The organism is Paenibacillus taichungensis (assembly GCF_003287275.1).
Classification (GTDB): Bacteria; Bacillota; Bacilli; order Paenibacillales; family Paenibacillaceae; genus Paenibacillus; species Paenibacillus taichungensis_A.
Genome location: NZ_QEVW01000009.1, coordinates 266,307 through 280,668, shown reverse-complemented (window position 1 = coordinate 280,668; position 14,362 = coordinate 266,307). Strand labels below are relative to the sequence as shown.

Sequence of the window (14,362 nt, the reverse complement as noted above, 5' to 3'; positions counted from 1 at the left end):
ATTAATTCCTCCCGGCAATGCGCTCCGCCGCAATCGAAAGCAACCGGCGAGCCACCTCTTCCTTGGCCACCACCTGAAGCTTTTCCACCAAACCTTCACGGTCATAGATGTGCACCGCGTTGGTATCTGTTCCAAATCCGGCACCCGCCTGGGTGACATCATTGGCTACGATCAGATCACAGTTTTTCCGTTCCAGTTTCTCACGTGCATACATTTCTAATGAATTTGTCTCCGCAGCAAAACCAATCAAAAATTGATGGCTCTTCTGCTTGCCCAGCGTTTCAAGAATATCTATATTTTTAATAAGTTCAAGCGATAATGTATCGCCTTTCTTCTTGATTTTCTCCGTGTACACTTCCTTGGGGCGATAATCCGCAACAGCCGCGGCCTTAACCACGATATCTGCATCATCCCACTCACCTGCTACCGCATCATACATATCCTGCGCAGACTGTACCGGGATCACCTTTACATTGGCTGGCGGTTGAACCTGGGTATTCCCCATAACCAAAGTCACATCTGCCCCCAGATCACGCGCTGTCGCTGCAATGGCAAAACCCATTTTTCCAGAAGAATCATTGGTAATATACCTCACCGGATCAATGCGTTCGATGGTACCTCCTGCAGTGACTACAACCTTTTTCCCGCTCAACAACGAAAGCTGTTCGTTACGTTCCCGTTTGGCAGACTCCTGCTGTTCAAAAAAACGTTCCACCACATCGACAATCGTCTCTGGTTCTTCCAAACGTCCTTTGCCCACATACCCGCACGCCAGTTGACCTTCACCCGGTTCAATCATCAGGGTTCCGCGCTCCGTTAACAGGCACATATTATGTTGTACCGCCGGATGATCATACATATGTACATTCATCGCTGGTGCAATCATTACCGGAGCAGTGGTCGCCAGCAAGGTTGTAGAGAGCATATCATCAGCCATCCCATGTGCCATTTTGGCAATCACATTGGCTGTTGCCGGAGCAACCAGAACAAGATCGGCCATATCAGCCAGATGGATATGCGAGACGACCGAAGGCTCCCGCTCATCAAATGTATCACTATATACCACATTTCGGGTCAAGGTTTGCAGCGTTAATTCGGTAATAAACTGTTTGGCAGAATTCGTCATAATGACATGAACGTCCGCTCCTTTTTGCACCAGTCTGCTGCATAATGTAGCCGCCTTGTATGCGGCTATGCCGCCAGTCACACCAAGCACGATTTTTTTACCGTTTAACATGGTTATCCCCCCGATATACGACGTTTATAATGATGAATAGAGAAAAAAATAACAACCTCGCGGTTGTCAAATAAATCCGGCTTGCGCCGTATGCAGTTGAAGAGCAGCCGCAGGCGGCTTACTCTTCTTCCTCTTCGTCCTGTCCTTTGATGACAACGAGCAGATCACCATAAATCTCTTCAAGTGCAACGCCAACCTGTTTATGGGATCTGGCATTTCTCAAATCCGTTTTCTCACCTTCACGAAGCTGTCTTGCCCGGCGGGAAGCGGCAACAACAAGGGAATACTTGCTGTCGACTTTGTTCATCATTTCATCAATAGAAGGATACAGCATATTTACAAAACACCTCTTTGCATTAGTATAATCACAATTCGCCGCCTGACGGAATCATGGTGCACCGCTGGATACACTAACCAGACTGGAGCTGCTCTACATATATACTATGACAGCAGCTCCACTGATTATCGCATTTCGCGGCGGCAAATGGATTATTTATTGATCTTACAATGTTCGGCGATAATGATGCTTTCTATTCGTTTACACGCCAAATCAATTTCATCATTAACGACAGCGTAATCGTACTGCTCCAGCAGACTGATCTCATCTACCGCGACGGACATCCGATGATCAATCGTCGCCTGACTTTCCGTACCACGGCCCTGAATGCGATCTTTAAGCTCGTCCAATGAAGGAGGCAACAGAAATACAAAGATCCCTTCCGGAAACTTCTCTTTCACTTTCAACGCGCCTTGAACTTCAATCTCAAGAATGATGTCCCGGCCTTCGTTAATCGTTTTCTCCACAAAATCACGCGGTGTTCCGTAATAGTTCCCTACATATTCTGCGTGTTCCAACAATTGATCTTCAGCAATCATGTTCAGGAATTCTTCATGGCTTCTGAAGAAATAATTGACGCCATGTTCCTCACCCAGACGTGGCTGACGAGTCGTTGCCGATACAGAATAAATCAATTCCGGCACCCGTTTGCGCAAAGCGCTGCATACTGTACCCTTCCCGACCCCAGATGGGCCGGACAACACTACCAGTAATCCCTTAGACATATTACACTCCATTTTATTCGTCGTTGTCATCATCTTTCGAAGAAAGACGATGGGCGACCGTTTCTGGCTGAACCGCAGACAGAATGACATGATCGCTATCCGTAATAATCACGGCGCGAGTACGTCTTCCGTACGTTGCGTCTATCAGCATATGACGGTCTCTTGCCTCTTGTATAATCCTCTTGATCGGCGCCGATTCCGGACTCACGATGGATATAATCCGGTTCGCCGATACGATGTTACCGAATCCAATGTTAATGAGTTTGATTGCCATAATCAGGTTCTTCCCCCTATACATGCGACTCTTTTGCCGAAATATGACCGTTCATTCGATATTCGCCGCTTGCTCACGAATTTTCTCCAGTTCCGCCTTCATCTCGACAACACGGTTCACCAGAGCCAAATGGTTGGCTTTTGATCCAATCGTATTGACTTCCCTATTCATCTCCTGAATAAGAAAGTCCAACTTGCGGCCTACTGGCTCATCACTTTTCAGCAGCTCCCTGCTCTGTCCAAAGTGACTCAGTAGACGCGTAAGCTCTTCCTCTATGTTAGAACGATCGGCAAACATAGCAATTTCCATACCCAATTTATGCTCGTCAAAAGGGAAAGAGCCTTCTTCCTGCATTTCCGTAAGCCTTTGTCTTAACTTGTTGCGATGATCACTCACCACAGTCGGCGCAAGAGCAAGCATCTCGGTATGCAGTGATTCCAGACGACTGACACGTCGTTCCAGATCACTGGCCAGATGAAGACCCTCGCGGGCGCGCATCTGCTCCAGACCGGATAAAGCCTCTTCCAACCCCTGCTGCAGGACACGCTCCCATTCGTCTTTCTGCTCTTCCGGAAGCGAACTCGTCCCATCCGAATGAACCATGACATCTGGAAGTGCCAGCATATCCATAATACTCGGTTTGCCCTGCATACCATAGCGGCTCTCCAATTGCTCTGCGGCCTGAAGATAGGCCCTGACCGCCTGCTCATTCAGAACAGCGGGAAGAGCCTGGTCTTCATCTTTTTCTTTCATCACATAAACATCAATCCGCCCACGTTTTAAGCGGCTCTGTACCTTTTTCCTCAATCCGTCTTCATAACACGTCCACTCTCTTGGGAGACGCATCATCACTTCGCAATAACGATGATTGACAGACTTGATTTCCAATTGTACCTTATAGCCTCCAAAATGAAAGGCGGATTGACCGTATCCGGTCATACTGAATGACATCGGCATCACATCCGTTACACTATTGTAATTGATTATTAGGGTTGAAACAAGTAGGACATTGATGCTCCGACTTCTCCCACACATATTGGGTCAGTTCGGCCGTCATACTATAGAACATAAATGGAGTCATTAAATAGATTCCTTTGAAATGTTTTGTTGCTACATCCAGAAGCTCCTTGGCGATTTTCACTCCCATTGCCCGACCTTCTTCACCTTCGAGACCAGCCATCCGGGAGCGCACTTCATCTGACAGCTGAATACCCGGAACCTCATTATGCAGGTATTCTGCATTTCGGCCGCTCGCTAGCGGCATCACCCCTACAAAGATCGGTACATCCAGATGCTTGGTCGCTTCATGCATGGCTACGATGAGTTGGGGATCGTACACAGGCTGCGTCATAATATAATCGGCACCGGAAGCAATCTTTTTCTCAAGCCGCTGTACAGCTTTATCCAGATGTTTCACATTCGGGTTAAATGCGGCACCGATAACAAATCCCGCCTTCTGCTTGAGCGGTTTACCAGAGAAGGATACGCCGTCGTTCAGCTGTTTGATCATACGTATAATTTCAAAAGAAGTCAGATCGTATACCGAGCTTGATCCGGGCAAGTCACCAAAACGTGCAGGGTCACCTGTTACAGCGAGTACATGATTAATGCCCAGAGCATCAAATCCCATCATGTGCGATTGGGTCCCGATCAAATTCCGGTCACGACATGCAATATGCACCAGTGGGCGCAATCCTGTACGATCCTGAACAAGATGGCCGAGAGCCATATTACTCATCCGGGTAACCGCTAAGGAATTATCAGCCAATGTTAACGCATCTGCACCTGCCGCTTTTAATGTCTCGGCGCCTTTCATAAACTTCGCAATGTCGAGATCACGCGGTGGGTCAAGTTCGACGATAACCGTATGACGTTGTTTGACCAGATCCACAATCGTAGGCTGCCCCCCCCGTCCAGATCGTTCATCTACATTCTCATGCAGGATAATACGCGGTTTCGACTCGGATGGATCAGGTTCCAGTATTGGAACAGGTGTGTATTCAACAAGAGCCTGGGCAATTGCCGCGATATGATCAGGTGTTGTGCCACAGCAGCCCCCGATGATACGTGCGCCCAGATCAGCGAATTGCACTGCGGTCTGTCCGAAGTATTCCGGAGACGCTCCATAACGGAACTGACCATCGACGTAATCCGCGGCACCCGCATTTGGGTAAACAGACATTGGGACACCGATACGGCCTGACACCGTCTCCATCGCCCGCATAATTCCGTTTGGACCGGAACGGCAGTTGAAACCAATGACATCAGCCCCTTGCTCACGCATGATTCGGAAAGCTTCAGGCATCGTATATCCATCCAGTGTGTGTCCTACATCCTCAACAGCGAACTGTCCAATTACCGGCAGATCACTCAGCTTGCGCGCCTGCAGAAGGGCGATATCCATCTCCTCGATATCATAGAAGGTTTCGAGCAGAATGCCATCCACTCCTTCATCGAGCAATGCAAAAATCTGTTGCTGATAGAAACGCTTCAATTCACTTGTTGATACGTTCGTCCGCTTTCCTCCACGAATGGAGCCAACTGCGCCCAGAACATACCCGTTTGCGCCCGCTACTTCTTTGGCGATACGCACACCGGCACGATTGACATCCTCCACTTTGGACTCCAAACCAAACTTGGACAGTTTATCATAATTGGCAGAGTACGTATTGGTTTCGTGAATTTCCGTACCCGCATCGCGGTAACGACGATGCACATCTGCCACCACTTCAGGTGATATCAAGTTCAACTCTTCATAAGAAATCCCTACCGGGAATCCCATCTGATACAGGAAAGTTCCCATTGCCCCATCCCCTATGAGGACCCGTTCCTGCATTACACTGCGTAAATCCGCCTTCATCCCTTTTCCCCCCGCCTGACTGATCATTTCATACTAATGTAACACAAAAAACATCTGAAAACGAAGAAAAACACAGGTTTTTCGTGAAATTCAGTCTCAATAACCATCCTGACAAGTAGGAATTCATATAACAGCAAAAAAAGAGGCCCAAAGGCCTCCTCATTTAAACGTATTCTTTACGAAGTGACTCCTTTGAAAACAACTTCAGCAGGACCAGTCATGTACACGTGATTGTCAGCTTCGCTCCACTCAATATGAAGATCCCCGCCCTTGAGACTGATCACCGCTGTACGATCCGTATGCCCGTTCAGAACGGATGATACCAGTGTTGCACAAGCTCCGGTTCCACAGGCCAGTGTTGGTCCTGCACCGCGTTCCCATACACGCATGTCCACATATCCGCGATCGCGAACCGTTGCGAACTCTACATTGATTTTTTTCGGGAACATGGGATGAACCTCAAGTAATGGCCCCCATGTAGAGAGATCAAAATTCACAGCATCATCCACATAGATGACTGCATGAGGATTACCCATGGAGACTGCCGTAAATTTAAACTCCTGTCCATTTGCTTCAATGGAATGATTCACCACCGGATTGGCATCGACGGTGGTCGGAACCTGAAGTCCATTCAGAATAGGTTCTCCCATATCCACTCGAACAGTTTCCACTTTACCATTACGAATGTTCAAGCTTACGGGTTGTACACCCGCACCGATGGTTTCAATCGTAATCTTTTCTTGGGTCACATGACCGTGATCATATACATATTTGGATACACAGCGTATGGCATTGCCACATTGCTCTGCTTCCGAACCGTCCGAGTTCATGATGCGCATCTGAAAATCCGCCTTCTCTGAAGGCAGTATATATACCAGGCCATCCGCACCGATGCCGAAGAAACGGTTGCACCATTTTACAGCCAATTCAGCTGCATCAGCCGGAAGCTGTTGTTCTCCAAACACAACAATAAAATCGTTGCCGAGTCCATGCATTTTTGTAAATTCCATAACCTTGCCCACTCCTTTTGGCAGTCTGCTGCCAAAGCGTTATTCTTGCTTCTCTACAGAATACCCTGGATATTCATATCCAACATTCCCAATGAAAAAAGCTATCCTGCAAAATGTCGAGGAATCTCGCCTCGAATCATTTTGAGGATAGCATAACGAAAACGGTAAGCAATTGCTATTGATTTTATGCCGAAAACTTTGTACTTTTCGGTACGAAGCGCCCAGGGCCCATCCGGCGACGGTTGCGACGACCTCCCCACACGCTGCCCACTCCCATGAGGAAGGTTGGAATACCTGCGGCAACGATGGAAATGGCCCATTCACGCATACCCAGGGGCACGGTTTTGAAGATAGGCTGCAACGGCTCTACATACATGACTGCCAGCATCAGCACGATGGATGAAATGACTGCAAACACCAGATATTTATTCTGCAATGGATTCCGGTGGAAAATGGAGCGGGAACTACGGCAGTCAAATACATGAATGAGCTGTGCTAAAACGAGCGTAGCAAAGGCAACAGATTGAGCTTTGATGAGCTGACCCGGTTGATCTGGCGCCGCCTGTAAGGTAAGCCAGAAGGCCCCAAGTGTACAAAGCCCGATCAATACACCCCGACTGACAATTTTCCAGCCCAGTCGTCTGGCAAAAATATTTTCCTTAGAGCCGCGCGGCTTGTGTTCCATCAGATCTTTTTCCGGCTGATCCACACCGAGCGCCATTGCTGGCAAACCATCCGTCACCAGGTTGACCCACAAAATCTGGATCGGCACGAGTGGCAAAGGTAATCCCATCATCATCGCGAAAAACATCGTTAAAATCTCGCCTACATTCGATGCCAGCAAATACCGGATAAACTTGCGGATGTTCTCATAAATATTACGCCCTTCTTCAATTGCAGCTACTATTGTAGAGAAATTATCGTCACTCAGAATTAACGCCGATGCTTCCTTCGTCACATCCGTGCCTGTTATTCCCATTGCAATACCGATGTCTGCTGCTTTAATGGCTGGTGCGTCGTTGACGCCATCTCCAGTCATCGCTACGACATGTCCTTTGCGCTGCAATGATTTTACAATCCGCAGTTTGTGCTCAGGCGATACTCGTGAGAACACGTAAATGCTCTCCACCTGTTTATCCAGTTGCTCATCCGTCATGCCCGCCAATTGTTGTCCACTAAGTGAAGCCCCACCCCGTGGAAGAATACCCAGTTGCTGCGCAATAGCCTCTGCTGTCGTGCCATGATCGCCGGTAATCATAACGGTACGTATGCCTGCTCTGCGACAAGTCGCAATTGCATCCCGTGCTTCACGCCGCGGTGGATCAATCATGCCTGCAAGCCCGACAAAGACGAGTTGGTTCTCGGCAGCATGTTCATTCTCCACTTTTTCATCCGGCTTTACATCGCGGTAAGCCATACCGAGAACCCGCAGTGCAGAACCAGCCATACTCTCGTTCGCTGCCATGACTTTCTGCCGCAGCGTTCCTGTGAAAGGCACAACATTACCTTCCCACAAAATGTAGCTGCATTGCCCAATCAGAACATCCGGTGCACCTTTGGTGTAGATCATGCGCCCACCCTGATGATGAACGAGGACGGACATCCGCTTCCGATCAGAATCGAACGGAAATTCCTGCTCACGTGCATATAACTCTTTGAGACCAGCCGGGGTAAGCCCCATTTTGGAGGCCAGTGTTACAAGTGCCCCTTCCGTAGGATCGCCTTTCAGCTCCCAAACCACACTGTCTTCCTTGACCGTTTCATTAACATGATCTTTCTTTGTATCTTTCTTTGTATCTTTCTTTGCTTCTTTCTTGCTACCCTTATTTGTCTCTTTGACTTTCTTTTTATTCCGCATCTCATCTGCAGCACTTTCGATAATACTGGCATTATTACATAGTGCGCTGATCTGAAGCATTCTCCGCAATGTCTGGTCACTCTTCAGTTCCAAGGTACGACCATTCTCCAGCATCTGCCCTTCGGGTGCATAGCCATCCCCTGTGACCTTGATACTGCGTCCCTCCAGCCACACGTCCGTAACCGTCATCTTGTTCTGGGTCAACGTACCCGTTTTATCCGAACAGATGACCGAGGCACAACCAAGGGTTTCGACGGAGGGAAGCTTGCGCACAATCGCTTTTCGCTTGATCATACGCTGTACCCCCAGGGCTAGCGCAATCGTTACAATCGCTGGTAACCCCTCTGGTATGGCGGCAACTGCAAGACTGACCCCTGCCAGAAACATGCCTACTGCCGGTTGTCCATGCAGAATTCCTGCAACAACAACCATGACGGTTAATCCGAGGGCCACAAAAATCAATATTTTACCCAGTTGTTCCAGTCTGTGTTGCAGTGGTGTTTCCTGTTCCTCCGTATTCTGGATCAGGTCGGCGATTTTGCCCATCTCAGTATCCATGCCTGTCCTGATCACAACACCCTTGGCTGTACCGCGAGTGACCATCGTCCCCATGAATCCAATGTTCTTCTGATCTCCTAGCGGTACGTCATCCGCTGCTATGGGATGGCAATGTTTGCTTACAGGAACTGATTCCCCAGTGAGCGCAGATTCCTCCACATCGAGGCTATTTGTGGACAGCCAGCGCACATCGGCAGGAATACGATCCCCGCTCTCCACAAGCACGATATCCCCTGGCACCAGAAGTTTGGCTGCAAGATGAGCTTCCTGACCCGACCTCAACACTTTTGCCAGCGGGGCTGACAATTGTTTCAATGCACGAAGGGAACGCTCCGCCCGGAATTCTTGTACGAATCCAAGAATGGCATTAAGGACGATGATGGCAACAATCGTTACAGCATCCAAATATTCTCCAAGCAATCCGGACACCAGTGTGGCCCCCATCAACACCAGAACCATGAAGTCCTTAAATTGATTAAGCAATAATGTAATTGGAGATATGCGCTTTCCTTCGCTCAGCTCATTCGAACCGGCGGCCTTCCTCTTCTCTGCTGCAGTCTCTTCGGTTAATCCTTCCTCAAGACTGACGCCAAGAGTGTTGCGAAGCTCTTCAACGCTTAGTTGGTGCCACTTGGTATGTTCCATGCTTCAAAATTCCCTCCCAGTCTGTATTTCCTCTGTAAAACGTCACACCTACTACACCGGCTATGCTAATCAACAGGTTGTACTCAATGCCGGACAAACTACCTGCTCTATATGTATTCGGACAGGACCCCAAATAGCACCCGATGGCGAATCCTTTCCCTGATGGGCAGAATAAGCTAAAATAAAGGTCTGCGGTTATATACGCAGCGGCAATCCGATTTTTTGCTATACAAACAAATACGAATCTGCAACGGGTTCTTTTTTACATATCCCGGTGTTCATTTCAGTTATAGATAGAGAGGACGTTGAAAAAAATGGCATTGGACGGCATCGTAACACGAGCGATCGTACATGAACTGCAAGGCTGCAAGGGCGGACGCATCAGCAAAATACATCAACCTAACGGCCATGATGTTGTACTGACTCTCCGTGCTCAGCGCGGAAATAGCAAATTGCTTATTTCGGCCAGCCCAACATATCCGCGTGTGCACTTCACCGAAAAAACGTTTGTTAACCCTACTGAAGCTCCGATGTTTTGCATGCTGCTGCGCAAGCACTGTGAGGGAGCAATCATTGAGGAGATCCGTCAGATTGGCATGGAGCGGATTATTCATATCGATGTGCGTCAGCGCGATGAATTGGGTGATGTTTCGGTCAAACGGATCATCATTGAACTGATGGGACGTCACAGTAATATTGTTTTGGTGGATCCGATAACAGGAACGATTCTGGATGGAATTCATCACGTAACCCCGTCCATCAGTAGTTACCGGGTCATTATGCCTGGATTTTCGTATACCGAACCACCCGAGCAGCATAAAAGCAATCCACTGGAAGTGAGCAGCACTGAATTCCAAAATAGCTATACTGCTGCTGAAGAAGAGGCCTCTCGCTGGCTGGTGAATTCATTCAGCGGTCTTAGTCCGCTGATTGCAGGCGAGATTGCCTCTCGGGTATCTGCTAATAAAGGTGACGATCACGCTGCAAGTGAAGGTGAGGCTCGAATCGAAGCCGAAGCATTGTGGACTGCTTTTGAGTCCGTCATGGGACCAGTAAGAGATAATAGTTATGCGCCTGTGACTGGGCTGAACGCCAAAGGCAAAATGATTTTCTCGGCCGTTATGCTCCAGAGCATTCAGGACGCAGAGAAAACCTATGACACGATGAGCAAGTGTATGGAGGATTATTACGGAGACAAGGCCGAGCGAGACACGGTCAAACAAAGAGTGAGCGATCTGCTTCGTTTTCTGCAAAATGAGCGCAGCAAAAACATCAAAAAGCTGGACAACCTTAACAAGGATCTGCTGGAAGCCGACGATGCGGATAAATTCAGATTATGGGGTGAGCTGCTGTTTGCCTCCCTGCATCAGGTTAGTAAAGGAGACAAAAGTGTTGAGCTTGTGAACTTCTATGATGAAGATCAAGCCAATATTACCATTCAGCTTGACCCATTACTTACACCGTCTGACAACGCTCAACGTTATTTCAAACGATATAACAAATACAAAAACAGTCTGGCTGTTATTCATGAGCAACTTGGAAAAACAAAAGACGAGATCGACTATCTCGACAATCTGCTCCAGCAACTATCTATCGCATCCATGAACGACATCGAGGAAATTCGCGATGAACTTGTGCAACAGGGTTATCTTCGCGACCGCAACAAAAAAGGGAAAAAGAAAAAGAAAAACGACCGCCCTACAGTACATCAGTTTACTTCATCGGAGGGAATTGAACTTCTTGTAGGCAAAAACAATCTGCAAAATGAGTACGTCACCAACCGTTTGGCTTCTTCCAATGACACTTGGTTGCACACCAAAGACATCCCTGGTTCACATGTCGTCATTCGCAGCACAGATTTTGGCGAAGCAACCCTGGAGGAGGCTGCCCAACTCGCGGCTTACTTCAGTCAGGCCAAAGAATCCAGCAGCGTGCCGGTGGACTACACCTTTATCCGACATGTGCGCAAGCCAAGTGGCTCCAAACCAGGCTTTGTCATTTATGACCACCAGAAGACCTTATTTGTAACTCCGAACGAAGATCTGGTTAAAAGTTTGCCATCCACGATCAAAAATGGATAAGATGCTTGCTTTCAATCCTGTTAGGAAACCTAAAATCCCCCGGAACAAAAGACTGTTCGGGGGATTTTTTTTGTTTCTCAAATAATAACACGATAGACTTGGGTTGGTGATTTCAGTTTATTGTTTTATTTTGAGTATAAATTCATTTTAATGTATAATAATCCAATTATGAATTATGAAATCTATAAATAAACTTCTAAGGATGTGTCCCATGACGCTAAATATCAGACTAACTCAGCCTAATGATGTACTGCCATTGAATGAATTAATGCGTGAGTATGTCGTCGGTTTTTATAACAACCCCTGGCCTGGTGATCAGGCAATCGAGCTTTTGATCAAAAACCTGCTTGATCAGCAAATAGGTGTTCAATTCGTTGCAGAGCAGGATGGTGCACTCATCGGATTCGCTACACTTTATTTTACCTACAGCACGATGAAGGCAAACCGCGTTGCCATTATGAATGACTTGTTTGTGACGGAAGCTTGGAGAGAAGGCGACGCTGAGGCCAGACTGTTTGAACACTGTCAGCAGTACACACGTGAACACGGATGTGCTTACATGTCCTGGATCACAGCAGCAACCAACGAACGGGCACAGCAGTTATTTGAACGCCTTGGAGCTGCTCGGGGCACATGGGTGAATTATTCCATCACCTAGCCAACTATAGGCAATCAAAAAGGACATAGAAACATGGCTAGTGACTAACACTCACCCCATCCCTATGTCCTTTCTTTTTTCATATTCAATTTCAGCACGATGACATCCGATCCCTTATGCCCTAGTCTCATACAACATATGAAGAGAGTTTCCGAATCAAGACTTCCTGGCAGCAGCCCGGAGTTTATCGAGCACATCAATGGTTACGGTTTTGCTACCCAGATCCCCGTGGAATACTACCCCTTGTCTTATACCATGGTAATCCGAACCACCTGTTTGAATGAGCCCAAATTCCCGTGCCAACTCGGCATATCTGCGCTCTTCTTCTGGCCCATGATCCGAATGAACCACTTCAATACCGTCAGGGCGGGAGTCCACCAGAATACGACGAACCAATTCATCGTCTCCGTATAAACCAGGATGGGCAATAACAGCAGCACCACCCGCATCTTTAATCCACTGGCATGCGTCTCCCGGTGCAACTCGGGGAACCGACACATAGCCCGGCTGACCTTCAGCCAGATAACGATTGAACGCATCCCTCATATCAGCTGCATAACCTTTTCGTACCAACACATCGGCCATATGAGGTCTACCGATGCTTTCATCCGGCTCCAGTGGTCGACCAAGGCCATCAATGACCTCCTGCCAGCTGATTTCAAGTCCAAGCTCCTGCAGCTTGGCGATGATCAGATGATTGCGTTCTTCCCTCGCTTCCCGAAGCCCGCGCAGTCGCTCCAGAAATTTCTCATCTTCTGTATTCACATAATACCCCAGCACATGAATATCCTTGCCACCTGCTCGGGTACTGATCTCTACCCCTGCCACAACGTCAATCCCATACTCACCGCCAGCCTGCTGTGCCTCGGCTACCCCCGCTACGGTATCATGATCCGTCAGCGCCACCGCAGACAAACCTCTTTGTTTGGCCAGCTTTACATTCTCTGCAGGGGGCTGCATTCCGTCCGACGCTTGGCTATGCGTATGAAGATCACAACGTCCTTGATGATGATTCATAAATAACAACTCCCTTTAATCGGCTCATTATAGGTCTGACCATTGCAAGGTATTGCATTCACCATTCTTTGGATCAATCATGCATTATTCCGGCTCTGTATTTATTGTCCCTGTTTTATTGTCCCTGTTCCGCTCGTCCTTCTGATGTTGTCTGCTCATGCTGACGCAAATAATTCAGGAATGCTACAGCTGACAAGGGAAGCAACGACGATTTCAGATGTATGGCGTAGAATTGTCGTTTGAACTCAAGCCCACGAATATCCACGATATGAACCAGTCCAAGAGCCAGTTCATGCTGAACCGACGACGGGGATAACATGGTGATCCCCACACCCGCTTCCACGGCGGATTTCACAGCACCTGTACTGCCAAGTTCCATCACCACATTCATGTCCTGCGGATCGATATTTCTCTTCTGCAGCTGATCTTCCATCACCTGACGGGTACCCGAACCTTTCTCCCGCAGTACAAATGCATAGTTCAGCACATCTTCCAGCTCTACTTCACCACGATCTGCCAGTGCATGTCCTGCCGGAACAACCAGCTTCAATTCATCCTGCATGACCGGCTCCACAATCATATCCGGGTGGTGAACTGGCGCTTCAATCAGTCCAAAATTAAGCTGATGTTTCAAGATATCATCCATAATTTGCGTAGTATTCATCACTTTCATAACGATCGAGATATCCGGGTATTGACGAGCAAAAGGACCCAGCATTCGTGGCAGCACATACTCACCAATCGTCAAACTTGCACCCAGCTGCAATCTGCCTTGCAGCATCTGTGTGAACGCAGACATCGCCTCATCTGTCTGTCTGACCAACTCTACACTGCGTTTGGCATGAGGCAGTAATGTCCGACCCGCCTCGGATAATTCTATTTTCTTGGTTGAACGGTGAAGCAGCTTGGTCCCAAAATAATCCTCAAGCGATTGAATCTGCATCGTCACCGCAGGTTGTGTCATATGTAATGCTTGCGCAGCCGCTGAAAAACTACCCTTCTCTGCTACGGTATAAAAAATATGCAATTGATGAAAATTCATATCTTCGCCCCTCTTCTGTACGCTTTCCCCATTGTAGCCGATTTCCTGAATTCCAACAAA

Annotated in this window: 12 protein-coding genes; 2 read left to right on the top strand and 10 right to left on the bottom strand. The window is 48.0% G+C overall.

Features of this window, described 5'->3' with window-relative positions; all coding sequences use genetic code 11:
• Nucleotide 1: 1 nt before the first annotated feature.
• From coaBC to DC345_RS16050, 8 genes are all read right to left on the bottom strand, one after another.
• On the bottom strand, nt 2-1,237 hold the full coding sequence (gene coaBC, locus DC345_RS16085; RefSeq protein ID WP_113053934.1) for a bifunctional phosphopantothenoylcysteine decarboxylase/phosphopantothenate--cysteine ligase CoaBC: 1,236 nt from the start codon (nt 1,235-1,237) through the stop codon (nt 2-4).
• Nucleotides 1,238-1,355: 118 nt separating this feature from the next.
• Nucleotides 1,356-1,571: a DNA-directed RNA polymerase subunit omega gene (rpoZ, locus tag DC345_RS16080; RefSeq protein ID WP_024631120.1), complete on the bottom strand. Its 216-nt coding sequence runs from the start codon at nt 1,569-1,571 to the stop codon at nt 1,356-1,358.
• Between the two features lie 155 nt (nt 1,572-1,726).
• Nucleotides 1,727-2,299: a guanylate kinase gene (gene gmk, locus DC345_RS16075; protein ID WP_024631121.1), complete on the bottom strand. Its 573-nt coding sequence runs from the start codon at nt 2,297-2,299 to the stop codon at nt 1,727-1,729.
• A 13-nt stretch (nt 2,300-2,312) separates the two neighbouring features.
• Complete coding sequence (gene remA / locus DC345_RS16070; protein WP_006209218.1) at nt 2,313-2,573, bottom strand: extracellular matrix/biofilm regulator RemA; 261 nt, start codon at nt 2,571-2,573, stop codon at nt 2,313-2,315.
• A gap of 51 nt (nt 2,574-2,624) precedes the next feature.
• Nucleotides 2,625-3,524, bottom strand: coding sequence for a YicC/YloC family endoribonuclease (locus DC345_RS16065; protein ID WP_076288229.1), 900 nt, complete (start codon nt 3,522-3,524; stop codon nt 2,625-2,627).
• A gap of 19 nt (nt 3,525-3,543) precedes the next feature.
• Nucleotides 3,544-5,433 carry a bifunctional homocysteine S-methyltransferase/methylenetetrahydrofolate reductase gene (locus DC345_RS16060; RefSeq protein ID WP_113053933.1) on the bottom strand — a complete coding sequence of 630 codons (1,890 nt, stop codon included), beginning with the start codon at nt 5,431-5,433 and terminating at the stop codon, nt 3,544-3,546.
• A 176-nt stretch (nt 5,434-5,609) separates the two neighbouring features.
• Entirely contained in the window at nt 5,610-6,443 is an 834-nt protein-coding gene (gene dapF, locus DC345_RS16055) for a diaminopimelate epimerase (protein ID WP_113053932.1), read from the bottom strand.
• A 184-nt stretch (nt 6,444-6,627) separates the two neighbouring features.
• Nucleotides 6,628-9,504, bottom strand: coding sequence for a cation-translocating P-type ATPase (locus DC345_RS16050; protein WP_113053931.1), 2,877 nt, complete (start codon nt 9,502-9,504; stop codon nt 6,628-6,630).
• Nucleotides 9,505-9,818: 314 nt separating this feature from the next.
• Between DC345_RS16050 and DC345_RS16045 the strand changes: the two genes are divergently transcribed.
• Both DC345_RS16045 and DC345_RS16040 read left to right on the top strand, forming a co-directional pair.
• A complete protein-coding gene (locus DC345_RS16045; protein ID WP_113053930.1) occupies nt 9,819-11,585 on the top strand; it encodes an Rqc2 family fibronectin-binding protein in 1,767 nt (588 codons plus the stop codon).
• A 211-nt stretch (nt 11,586-11,796) separates the two neighbouring features.
• Nucleotides 11,797-12,243 carry a GNAT family N-acetyltransferase gene (locus tag DC345_RS16040; protein WP_113053929.1) on the top strand — a complete coding sequence of 149 codons (447 nt, stop codon included), beginning with the start codon at nt 11,797-11,799 and terminating at the stop codon, nt 12,241-12,243.
• Nucleotides 12,244-12,399: 156 nt separating this feature from the next.
• Here DC345_RS16040 and DC345_RS16035 read toward each other — a convergent pair whose 3' ends face one another.
• Both DC345_RS16035 and DC345_RS16030 read right to left on the bottom strand, forming a co-directional pair.
• Nucleotides 12,400-13,260 (bottom strand): PHP domain-containing protein, encoded by an 861-nt coding sequence (locus tag DC345_RS16035; RefSeq protein WP_113053928.1) that lies wholly within the window; start codon nt 13,258-13,260, stop codon nt 12,400-12,402.
• A gap of 115 nt (nt 13,261-13,375) precedes the next feature.
• Nucleotides 13,376-14,302, bottom strand: coding sequence for a selenium metabolism-associated LysR family transcriptional regulator (locus DC345_RS16030; RefSeq protein WP_113053927.1), 927 nt, complete (start codon nt 14,300-14,302; stop codon nt 13,376-13,378).
• Nucleotides 14,303-14,362: the final 60 nt, after the last annotated feature.